Here is a 12,688-nt window from a genome sequence, read left to right as displayed (position 1 = left end):
GACGACATCCAGCGAATATCCCGCTCGGGCGTGCTGCCACTGGCCACGGACGACGGGCTTGAGCTGCTGGACGCCGCTCTGGTCTCGGACGCGGTGGTTCCCGTTCTCTTCCGGCTGGACATTCCGGCGCTGCGTGCGCAGGGCGCCGAACTCCCCGCCCTCTTCCGCAACGTCGTGCCGGGGATGACGGTCCGGCGTGTCGCGGGCGCCGGAGACGCGGACGGGGACGACATCGCCGCCCGCCTGCGGCGGCGACTGCTCAGCATGTCCGAGGCGGACCAGGAGCAGTTCCTGCTCGAAGAGCTGATCCGCATCCAGGTGGCCGCCGCCTTGGGACACTCGAAGTCGGACACCGTGGAGGTGGGGCGGCCCTTCAAGGAGCTGGGCTTCGACTCGCTCACCGCCGTGGAACTGCGGAACCGTCTGGGCGCGGAAACGGGTCTGCGCCTCCCGGCCACGCTCGTCTTCGACTATCCGAACCCGACCGTACTGGCGGGCTATCTGCGCTCGGAGATCCTCGGTGCGCAGGCCGCGGCCATCGCGGTACCGGCGGCGGGCGGGTCCTCCGGCACCCCGGCAAGCACGGACGACGACCCGATCGCGATCGTCGCCATGAGCTGCCGTTTCCCCGGCGATGTGCGGACGCCCGAGGAGCTGTGGCAGCTGGTGATGGCGGGCACCGATGCCACGTCGTCGCTTCCGTCCAACCGTGGCTGGGACCTCGAGTCGACGTACGACCCGGACCCCGCGCGCGAGGGCACGTACTACGCCCGTAACGGTGGCTTCCTCTACGAGGCGGACCAGTTCGACCCGGCGTTCTTCGGGATCTCGCCGCGTGAGGCGCTGTCGATGGACCCGCAGCAGCGACTGCTGCTGGAGACGTCGTGGGAGGCGTTCGAGCGGGCCGGTATCGACCCCGAGACGGCGAAGGGCAGCCGGACCGGCGTCTTCGTCGGCGTCGTGTACAACGACTACGGCACCCGTCTGCAAGGGAACGCTCCCGAGGGCTTCGAGGGCTACCTCGGCACCGGCAGCGCGGGCAGCGTGGCCTCCGGCCGGATCTCCTACACCCTCGGCCTCGAGGGCCCCGCGGTCACGGTGGACACCGCGTGCTCGTCGTCGCTGGTCGCGCTGCACCTGGCGGTCCAGGCGCTGCGCCAGGGCGAGTGCGACATGGCGCTGGCCGGTGGCGCGACGGTGATGTCCACACAGGCCGGGCTGGTGGACTTCAGCCGGCAGCGGGCGCTGTCCGCGGACGGCAAGTGCAAGGCGTTCAGCAACCGCGCCGACGGATTCGGATTCGCCGAGGGCGTCGGGCTGCTGCTCGTGGAGCGGCTGTCGGACGCCCGGCGCAAGGGCCACGAAGTGCTGGCCCTCGTCCGGGGTTCGGCGGTCAACCAGGACGGTGCGTCCAACGGTCTGACCGCCCCGAACGGCCCGTCGCAGCAGCGGGTGATCCGCGCAGCGCTCGAGACCGCCCGCCTGTCGGGCGCCGAGGTGGACGCGGTGGAGGCGCACGGCACGGGTACGTCGCTGGGTGACCCGATCGAGGCGCAGGCCCTGCTGGCCACCTACGGTCAGGGGCGGCCGGAGGACCAGCCGCTGTGGCTGGGCTCCATCAAGTCCAACATCGGCCACTCGCAGGCAGCGGCCGGTGTGGCCGGTGTCATCAAGATGGTGATGGCCATGCGTCACGGTGTGCTGCCGCAGACGCTGCACATCGATGAGCCGTCACAGCACGTGGACTGGACGGCGGGCGACATCGAGCTGCTCACCGAGGCCACGGCCTGGCCGGAGACGGGGCATCCGCGCCGCGCCGGCGTGTCGTCCTTCGGCGTGAGCGGGACGAACGCGCACGCGGTCCTGGAGCAGGCTCCGGCCGCCGAGGCGGCCGAGGTCGCTGAGGCCGAGCCTGCCGACGGTCCGGTGGCGTGGCTGCTGTCCGGCCGTACCCCGGAGGGGCTGCGGGCGCAGGCCGAGCAGCTGCGGGAGTTCGTGGCGGAGCGTCCGGAGCTGCGTGCCGCGGATGTGGCGTTCTCGCTGGTGGCGTCGCGGTCGGTGTTCGAGCACCGTGGGGTGGTGACGGGGGCCGATCGTGAGGAGCTCCTGGAGCGGCTTGGCGCGTTGGCCGGGGATGAGGTTGCCTCGGGTGTGACGCGTGGTGTGGCGGATGTCCGTGGCCGTTCGGTGTTTGTGTTCCCCGGTCAGGGGGCGCAGTGGATCGGTATGGGCGTGGGGCTGTTGGAGTCCTCGCCGGTGTTCGCTGAGGCGATGGCCGAGTGTGAGACGGCCCTGTCTGTGTACGTGGACTGGTCGCTGACCGAGGTGCTGCGTGGCGCCGACGGTGCTCCGGGATTCGACCGGGTGGACGTCGTCCAGCCGGTGCTGTTCGCGGTGATGGTGTCGCTGGCGAAGCTGTGGCGTTCGATGGGTGTCGAGCCGGATGCCGTGATGGGCCACAGCCAGGGCGAGATCGCCGCGGCCTGCGTGGCCGGTGCGCTCTCGCTGCAGGACGCCGCGAAGGTGGTGACCCTGCGGTCGCAGGCGATCGCCGCGGGTCTGGCGGGTCGTGGCGGCATGGTGTCGGTCGGGCTGCCGGTCGAGCAGGTCAAGGAGCGTATCGCCGCCTGGGACGGTGGAATATCCGTCGCGGCGGTGAACGGCCCCGGCTCGGTCGTGGTCTCGGGTGACCCGGGCGCGTTGGACGAGATGGTGGCCCAGCTGGAGGGTGAGGAGATCCGTGTTCGCCGGGTGCCGGTGGATTACGCCTCGCACTCCGCGCACGTGGAGGCGATCCGGGAGGAGCTGCTGGAGGTCCTGGCGGACCTGGAGCCGCGCGTGCCGGAGGTGCCGTTCTACTCGACGGTGTCCGGTGAGCTGGTGGACACCGCCGGTCTGGACGCCGAGTACTGGTACCGCAACCTGCGCCAGACCGTCGAGCTGGAGGCCACCACCCGCACCCTCCTCGACACCGGCCACGGCGTGTTCATCGAGGTGAGCCCGCACCCGGTGCTCACCCTCCCCGTCCATCAGACCGTGGAGGCCGCTGAGGCCCAGGCTGTGGTCATCGGCACACTGCGCCGCGACGAGGGTGGCCTGGAGCGGTTCTTGAACTCCGCCGCCGAGCTTCACGTCAGCGGGGGCGGCGTCGACTGGCGGAAGGTATTCGCCGGAAACGGTGGTCGCCGGGTCGACCTGCCGACGTACGCCTTCCAGCGGCAGCGGTACTGGCTGGACGCCCTCTCGGCCGCCGAGGTGGCGGCCGCGGGTGACGGTTTGAGCGCGGACGCGGTGGACGCGCGCTTCTGGGAGGCCGTCGAGCGCGAGGACCTGGAGGCGCTGGCGCGGACGTTGGAGGTGGAGGACGAGGCGCAGCAGTCGTCGCTGACGGCGTTGCTTCCGGCCCTCTCGTCCTGGCGTCGTCAGCGGCGTGAACAGAACACGGTGGACGGCTGGCGTTACAAGGCGGTCTGGAAGCCCCTGGCGTCCGCGTCCGAGACGACGCTCTCGGGCACCTGGCTCGTGGCCGTTCCGGAAGCCTGTGATGACGATGTCCTGGTTGCCGCCGTGCTGGATGGCCTGGCCGGGCGCGGTGCGCACCTGGTTCGCGTGGTCGTCGGGGCGGCGGATGGCCGCGAGGCCATCACGGAGCGGCTGCGTGTGGCACTCGACGAGGCCGGGGTGGAGCCCTCGGACGTGGCGGGCGTGTTCTCGCTGCTGGGGCTGGACGAGTCGGCGCATGAGTCGTTCGAGATCGTCCCGGTCGGGCTGGCGGCGACGGTGGGCCTGGTACAGGGGCTGGGCGACGCGGGTGTGGTGGCCCCGCTGTGGTGCGGCACCCGGGGCGCGGTGTCGGTGGGTCGCTCCGACCGGCTGGTGAGCCCGGTGCAGGCGATGGTGTGGGGCCTGGGACGGATCGTGGGGGCGGAGTACCCCCAGCGCTGGGGCGGCGTCGTGGACCTGCCCGAGACGCTGGACGAGCGTGCGGTGTCGCGGCTGGTCGGGGTGGTGTCCGTCGAGGGCGGCGAGGACCAGGTCGCGGTGCGTGGCTCGGGTGTGTTCGCCAAGCGGCTGGTGCGGGCTTCCGCGCCTGAGGCCACGAACACCGGTGGCTGGCGTGCGAGTGGTTCGGTGCTGGTGACCGGTGGCACGGGTGCGCTCGGTGGTCATGTGGCCCGGTGGCTGGCGCGTACGGGTGCTGAGCATCTGGTGCTGACGAGCCGTCGTGGCATGGAGGCTGAAGGCGCCGCCGCGCTGAAGGCGGAGCTGGAGGAGCTCGGCGCCCGGGTGACGGTGGCGGCGTGTGACGCGGCCGACCGCGAGGCGCTGGCCGCGGTACTGAATGGAATCCCGCGGGAGTTCCCGCTGACCGCCGTGGTGCACACCGCCGGTGTGCTCGATGACGGTGTCCTGGACGCCCTGACGGTGCGCCGTGCGGCCGGTGTGTTGCGTCCGAAGGTGGATGCCACGCGGAATCTGCATGAGCTGACCGCCGGGATGGATCTGTCGGCCTTCGTGCTGTTCTCCTCGGCGGCGGGCACCCTGGGTGGCCCGGGTCAGGGCAGCTACGCGGCGGGTAACGCCTACCTCGACGCACTGGCGCTGCAGCGGCGCGCGGACGGCCTTCCGGCCACGTCCATCGCCTGGGGCGCCTGGGCCGGAGGCGGCCTGGTCACGGGCGAGGTCGGCGAGCAGATGACCCGATCGGGGATGCTGGCCATGTCCCCCGAGCTGGCGATTTCGGCGCTCCAGCAGGCGTTGGACCTCGACGAGACGTTCCTCGCGGTCGCGGACATCGACTGGACGCGCTTCGAAGCGGACGCCGTCGACACCCCCCTCTTCCGCGAGCTGCGGAACGCGCGGAGCGCCACCACGGAGAAGCGGTCCACGGCGGGCAGCGCCGACCCCGGACGGGCGGAACTGCACGACCGGTTGGAAGCCATGCCCCGGGAGAAGCGCGAAGCGGCGCTGCGGGACGTGGTGCGTGCTCAGGCCGCCGATGTCCTCGCGCACGACAGCGCGGACGCGGTCGCCTCGGACCGTGCCTTCCGCGACCTCGGCTTCGACTCGCTGACCGCCGTTGAGCTGCGCAATCGGATCGGCGCGGCGACCGGGCTGCGCCTGCCGGTCAGCCTGGTCTTCGACTACCCCACGCCCACGGTCCTGGCGCGGTTCCTGCACGGCGAGATGTTCGGCACCGAGCAAGGCGGGGTCGTCGAGACCACGCCGACCCGCTCGGACTCGTACGACGAGCCCATCGCGATCGTGGCGATGAGCTGCCGGTTCCCGGGCGGTGTGCGGACTCCCGAGCAGCTGTGGGACATCGTGAACGCCGGAGTCGACACGATCTCCGGCTTCCCCGACGACCGTGGCTGGGACCTCGAGGGGCTGTACGACCCCGACCCGGACAAGCCGGGCAAGACATATGCCCGCACCGGCGGATTCCTGGACAACGTCTCCGACTTCGACCCGGACTTCTTCGGCATCTCGCGGCGTGAGGCCCTGGCCATGGACCCCCAGCAGCGGCTGCTGCTGGAGACCTCCTGGGAGGCGTTCGAGCGCGCCGGTATCGACCCGGCGGCGCTGCGCGGCAGCCAGGCGGGTGTCTTCATCGGCTCGAACTATCAGGACTACAGCGGGCGGGCCGTCAGCGCGCCGGACGGTGTGCAGGGCTATCTCGGACTCGGCAGCGCGTCGAGCGTCGCCTCCGGCCGCCTCTCCTACACCTTCGGCTTCGAGGGCCCGGCCGTGACGGTGGACACCGCGTGCTCGTCGTCGCTGGTCGCCCTGCACCTGGCCTGCCAGTCACTGCGCCAGGGCGAGTGCGACATGGCGCTGGCCGGCGGTGTGACGATCATGGCCACGCCGGGCACGTTCGTCGAGTTCAGCGCCCAGCGCGTGCTGTCGCCGGACGGACGGTGCAAGGCGTTCTCCGCCGAGGCCGATGGCACGGGCTGGTCCGAGGGTGTGGGCCTGCTCCTGGTGGAGCGGCTGTCGGACGCCCGCCGCAAGGGCCACAAGGTGCTGGCCGTCGTCCGGGGTTCGGCGATCAACCAGGACGGCGCGTCCAACGGTCTGACGGCGCCCAACGGCCCGTCGCAGCAGCGCGTGATCGGCAAGGCCCTCGAGAACGCGGGCCTGTCGACCGCCGATGTGGACGCGGTCGAAGCCCACGGCACGGGCACCTCGTTGGGTGACCCGATCGAGGCGCAGGCGCTGCTGGCCACCTACGGTCAGGGGCGGCCGGAGGACCAGCCGCTGTGGCTGGGCTCCATCAAGTCCAACATCGGCCACTCGCAGGCCGCCGCCGGTGTGGCCGGTGTCATCAAGATGGTGATGGCGATGCGCGAGGGCGTGCTGCCGAAGACGCTCCACGCGGACGAGCCCTCGCCGCACATCGACTGGACCAGCGGCGCCGTGTCCCTGCTGCACGAGCCGACCCCGTGGCCGGAGACGGACCACCCGCGCCGGGCGGCCGTGTCGTCCTTCGGGATCAGCGGTACCAACGCGCACACCATCATCGAGGCGGCCGACCCCGTCGAGTCGCCGTCGCCGGAGACGGGCGGCGGGGTCAACGACTCGTCGGCCCCCATCGCGGTGGTGCCCTGGGTGCTCTCCGGCGGCAGCGCCGACGCACTCAGCGCCCAGGCCGGGCGACTGCGCGAGTTCGAGAGTGTCCGTACCGCACACGCCGGTGACGTCACCGACATCGGCCATGCGCTGGCGACGACCCGTTCCGCCCTTCCCTACCGGGCCGTTGTGGTCGCCGAGGAGCCGGCGCAGTTCCTGTCCGGACTCGACGCGCTCGCGGAGGGCAGGAACGCGGCCACGCTGATCCAGGGTGTGGCGCGGGCCGAGCACAAGACGGCGTTCCTGTTCTCGGGGCAGGGTGCGCAGCGGCTGGGCATGGGCCGGGAGCTGTACGACGCCTTCCCGGTGTTCGCCCAGGCGCTGGACGAGGTGTGCGCGTATCTCGATGTGCTGCTCGACCGCCCGCTGACCGAGGTGATCTTCGCGGCCGAAGGCAGCGCGGAGGCCGAGCTGCTCGACCAGACCGCGTTCACCCAGCCCGCGCTCTTCGCCATCGAGGTGGCGCTGTTCCGGCTGCTGGAGCACTGGGGTGTCACCCCGGATGTGCTGATCGGCCACTCCATCGGTGAGGTCGCGGCCGCACATGTGGCGGGCGTGTTCACCCTGGAGGACGCGTGTGCGCTGGTGGCGGCCCGTGGCCGGCTGATGCAGGCGCTGCCCGAGGGCGGCGCGATGGTGGCCGTCCAGGCGCCCGAGGAGGAGATCGCGGCATCGCTGGCCGGTCGTGAGGCCGAGGTGAGCATCGCCGCGATCAACGGCCCGACCGCCGTGGTCATCGCGGGCGACGAGGCCGCCGTGCTGGACATCGCCGGGCAGTGGGAGCGCGAGGGCCGCAAGACGCGCCGCCTGCGCGTCAGCCACGCCTTCCACTCCCCGCGCATGGATGGCGTGCTCGGAGACTTCCGGAAGGTGGTCGAGGGCCTGTCGTTCGCCCCGCCGACCATCTCCCTGGTCTCCAACGTCACGGGTGAGTCGGCGGACGCGGACGAGGTGTGCTCGCCCGAGTACTGGGTGCGCCATGTGCGGGAGGCCGTGCGGTTCGCGGACGGGGTACGGGCCCTGGAGAAGCTGGGCGTGACGGCGTTCGTGGAGGTGGGCCCGGATGGTGTGCTCACCGCGATGGCGCAGGACTGCCTGACGGCCGACGAGTCCGATGGGGTGGTCGCCCCCGCCCTCGTCCCCGTCCTGCGCAAGGACCGCCCGGAGGTCCAGGCGCTGACGACGGCGCTGGCCGAACTCCACGTCCACGGCATCACGGTGGCGTGGGACGCGGTGTTCGCCGGGCGTGGCGCCCGGCGGGTGGAGCTGCCCACCTACGCCTTCCAGCGGCAGCGCTACTGGCTCGAATCGGCGCCGGCCGCCAGTGGAGATGTGACCTCGGCGGGGCTGAACTCGCCCGACCACCCGCTCCTCGGCGCCGCCGTCGCCCTGGCCGACACCGACTCCTACCTGTTCACCGGCCGTCTGTCCGTCTCCTCCCAGCCGTGGCTGGCCGACCACGCCTTCGCGGACACCGTCCTCTTCCCCGGCACGGCCTTCGTGGAACTGGCCCTGCGCGCGGCGGAGCAGGTGGGCTACGAGCGGGTGGACGAGCTGACCATCGAGATGCCGCTGGTCCTGCCCGCACGGGGCGCGGTCCAGATCCAGCTCACCGTGGGCGAGCCGGACGAGTCCGGTGCCCGTTCGCTCAACCTGTACTCCAGGTCCGAGGACGCCCAGCCGGACGACCCCTGGACCCGCCACACGACCGGCCTGCTCACCAGGGACCCGGCCACCACGGCACCGGAGTCCGTGGCCGCCGACTTCGCCGTGTGGCCGCCCGCGGACGCGAAGCCGATCGACGTGGCCGACCTCTACGACCGGTTCATCGACGTCGGCTTCGCCTACGGCCCGGCCTTCCAGGGCCTGCGCGCCGCCTGGCGACGTGGCGACGAGATCTTCGCCGAGGTCGACCTGCCCGAGGCGCAGGAAGCCGATGCCGCGCGGTACGGCCTCCACCCGGCGCTGCTCGACGCCTCGCTGCACACCGTGGCGTTCAAGCCGTCCGGCACCGACGGCAGCACCCTTCCGTTCTCCTGGAACGGGGTGACCCTCCACACCGCCGGCACGTCCGCGCTGCACGTACGGCTCGGCAGCGTCGGCGAGGACACGGTCTCCCTGCACGCCACCGACGCCTCCGGTGCGCTCGTCGCCTCGGTGGACTCCCTCGTCCTGCGGCCCGTGGCCCCCGAGCAGGTGAACTCCGCCCAGCCGTACGAGTCGCTGTACCGGGTCGAGTGGGTGCCGACCGCATCGGACACCTCCCGCGCCCCGGCGCCGAGCGGGGCCGGGCGCTGGGCGCTTGTCGGACCCGACCAGGTCGAGGTGGCGGGCGTCCTCGGATCGGCCGATGTCACCGTGGACACCTACCCGGACCTCGCGGCCCTGGCCGAGGCCATCGACGCGGGCGCCACCGCGCCCGAGGTCGTCCTGGCCGCGCATATGTCCCGCACCCGCCGCACGCAGGAGCTGGCGGACGCGGTACGGGAAGCCGGTCACCGCGCCCTCGACCTGCTGAAGGGCTGGCTGGCCGACGAGCGCTTCGGCGCCTCCCGGCTGGTGTTCCTCACCCAGGGAGCCATCGCCGCGGGCGACGACACCGATGTGGCCGACCCCGCCGCCGCGGCCGTCTGGGGCCTGGTGCGTTCGGCCCAGTCCGAGAACCCCGGACGGTTCGTCCTGGCCGACCTGGACGACCAGGACGGCTCACGCCGGATCCTCCCGGTGGCGCTCACCGCCGACGAGCCACAGATCGTGGTCCGCGACGGCGAGGTCCTGGCCGGCCGGCTGGCCCGGGTCCCGGCTCGCGGCGGGGCGACTGAGGAGACCACAGCCACCAACGGCACCACCTGGGACCCGCAGGGCACCGTCCTGGTCACCGGAGCGGCGTCCGGCCTCGGCGGCCTGGTCGCCCGGCACCTCGTCGGCGAGCACGGCGTCCGCCACCTCGTGCTGGTCAGCCGCCGCGGTCTCGCCGCGGACGGCGCGGCCGAACTGCGCACGGAGCTGGCGGAGCTCGGCGCCGACGCCACGGTCGCCGCCTGCGACACCGCCGACCGCGACGCCCTCGCCGCGCTCCTGGCCGCTCTGCCGGACGAGCACCCGCTCACCGCCGTGGTTCACACCGCCGGCGTGCTGGACGACGGCGTCGTCGAGGCCCTCACCCCCGAGCGGGTCGACCGTGTGCTGCGGCCCAAGGTCGACGCGGTGCTCAACCTGCATGAGCTGACCACCGGTCTCGACCTGTCCGCGTTCGTGCTCTTCTCCTCGCTCTCCGGGACCCTCGGCGGCACCGGCCAGGCCAACTACGCGGCCGCCAACGCCTTCCTGGACGCGTTCGCGCAGCGGCGCCGGGCCGAGGGCCTTCCCGCCCAGTCGCTCGCCTGGGGCCTGTGGGAGGAGCGCAGCGGCATGACCGGCAAGCTGGACGAGGCCCATATGCGGCGCCTCGCCCGCGAGGGCGTGACCCCGATGGCCTCCGAGGAGGCGCTGGCCCTGTTCGACACCGCGTGCGGCATCGACGCGGCCACCCTCGTCCCGGCACGGCTCAACGCCTCGGCGTGGCGAGCCCAGGACGGGCCCATCCCGGCGCTGCTGCGGGGCATCATCCGGACCACGGTCCGGCGCGGCCCCGCGAGGACGTCCACGGGCGGTTCCGGAGCCGACTCCGCCGACCTCCGTCGCCGTATCGGCTCGATGAACCCGGCCGCCCGGCGGCAGGCGCTCCTCGAGCTGGTGACCGAGCACGCGGCCATGGCACTGGGCCACGACAACGCCCGCATGATCGCCCCCGACCGTGGCTTCCTGGAGCTCGGCTTCGACTCGCTGACCGCGGTCGGACTGCGCAACCAGCTGGGCACGGTGACCGGCCTCCGGCTGCCCGCCACCCTGCTGTTCGACTACACCACGTCCAGGGCGCTGGCCGGGTATCTGGCCGATGAGCTCGTCGGCGAAGAGCCGGACGCGTCGGTGGTGCTGCCGGTCCTGTCGGAGCTGGAGAAGCTGGAGAGCTCCTTCGCCGAGGTGGTGGCGGACGAAGCCGCCAGGGAGCGACTCACCTCACGCCTGCAGCAGGTCCTGGCCAAGCTGACCGCGGGGGAGCAGACAGAGACGGCGAACGGTGGGGTCGCCGCCGCCGACCGGTTCGAGTCGGCGACCGACGACGAGATCTTCGACTTCCTCGACGAGGAGCTCTCGTGACTTGGACACCCCCGTCCCCGGAAGTTACCGGCCGAAGGCTTTCCACCCCTGTCCGGGGTTCTCAGAGGAGTGACAAGAAGCGGTGAGTGAGACCAAGCTGCGCGACTACCTCAAGCGCGCGACGGCCAGCCTGCACGAGACCCGTGAAGAGCTGAAGGAACTCAAGGACAGGGACCGGGAACCCATCGCCATCGTCGGCATGGGGTGCAGATATCCCGGTGGGGTGGCGTCGCCCGAGGACCTCTGGGAGCTGGTGGCGTCGGGCACCGACGCCATCTCCACCTTCCCCGTGGACCGGGGATGGGACGAGGACCTGTACGACCCCGACCCGGAGCAGGTGGGCAAGAGCTACACGCGTGAGGGCGGGTTCCTGCACGACGCGAACGGCTTCGACGCCTCGTTCTTCGGCATGAGCCCGCGTGAGGCGCTGGCGACCGACCCGCAGCAGCGGCTGCTGCTGGAGACCTCGTGGGAGGCGCTGGAGCGGGCGGGCATCGACCCGGCGTCCGCGCGCTCCAGCCGGACCGGCGTGTTCGTCGGCGTGATGTACAACGACTACGGCTCCCGCATCCAGTCGATCCCCGAGGGCCTCGAAGGCCACCTCGGCAACGGCAGCGCGGGAAGCATCGCCTCCGGCCGCATCTCCTACACCTTCGGCTTCGAAGGTCCCGCGGTGACCGTGGACACGGCGTGCTCCTCGTCGCTCGTGGCGCTGCACCTGGCCGTCCAGGCGCTCCGCAAGGGCGACTGTTCGCTGGCGCTCGCCGGCGGCGTGGCCATGATGGCGACGCCGGGCGTGTTCATCGAGTTCAGCCGACTGCGCGGACTCGCCGTGGACGGACGCTGCAAGTCCTTCTCGAACGACGCGGACGGCACCGGATGGGCCGAGGGCGCCGGTGTGCTGCTGCTGGAGCGGCTGTCCGACGCCCAGCGGAACGGGCACCGAGTGCTGGCCGTCGTACGCGGCGCCGCCGTGAACCAGGACGGCGCGAGCAGCCGGTTGACGGCGCCCAACGGCCCCTCGCAGCAGCGGGTGATCCGTGATGCGCTGCGCAACGCGGGTGTGTCGGCTGCCGATGTGGACGCGGTGGAGGCACACGGCACCGGAACGCCGCTGGGTGACCCGATCGAGGCCCAGGCGCTGCTGGCCACCTACGGCAAGGAGCGCGCCGGAACGGACCGGCCGCTGTGGCTGGGGTCGTTCAAGTCCAATGTAGGACACACGCAGGCGGCCGCGGGCGTGGGCGGCGTCATCAAGATGGTGATGGCGATGCGCCACGGTGTGCTGCCGAAGACCCTGCACGTCGAGGAGCCGTCGGAGCACGTGGACTGGTCGGCGGGAGCGGTGTCGCTGCTGACCGAGTCGACCCCGTGGCCGGAGACGGGTGAGCCGCGCAGGGCCGGTGTGTCCTCGTTCGGTGTGAGCGGGACGAACGCGCATGTGATCCTGGAGCAGGCCCCGGAGGCCGAGGCGACCGAGGCCGCTGAGGCCGAGGTTGCCGAGGGCCCGGTGGCCTGGGTGGTGTCGGGCCATGGTGCGGAGGGTCTGCGGGCACAGGCTGGGCGGCTGCGGGAGTACGTGGCCGAGCGCGCCGAGCTGGGCGCCGCCGATGTGGCGCGGTCACTGGTGACGACCCGGTCGGTGCTGGACCACCGGGCAGTGGTGGTGGGCCGTGACCAGGACGAGTTGCTGGCCGGCCTGGACGCCGTCGCGGACAAGTCCGCCCTGCCGGGCGTGGTGGTGGGCGAGAGCGCGCCTCCCGGTCGTTCGGTGTTTGTGTTCCCGGGGCAGGGGGCGCAGTGGGTGGGTATGGCGGTGGGGTTGTTGGAGTCCTCGCCGGTGTTCGCTGAGGCGATG

Annotated in this window: 2 protein-coding genes; both read left to right on the top strand. The window is 72.2% G+C overall.

Features of this window, described 5'->3' with window-relative positions; genetic code table 11:
- Nucleotides 1–10,830: type I polyketide synthase (locus GWI24_RS29830; RefSeq protein ID WP_308344128.1), on the top strand; the 10,830-nt coding region annotated here is incomplete at its 5' end.
- Between the two features lie 82 nt (nucleotides 10,831–10,912).
- The coding region (locus GWI24_RS29825) for a type I polyketide synthase (protein WP_210948996.1) at nucleotides 10,913–12,688 on the top strand (1,776 nt) is incomplete at its 3' end.

The sequence above is a fragment of the Streptomyces sp. MK37H genome, assembly GCF_018035285.1.
GTDB lineage: Bacteria > Actinomycetota > Actinomycetes > Streptomycetales > Streptomycetaceae > Streptomyces > Streptomyces endocoffeicus.
This window is presented reverse-complemented; position numbering and strand designations above follow the sequence as displayed.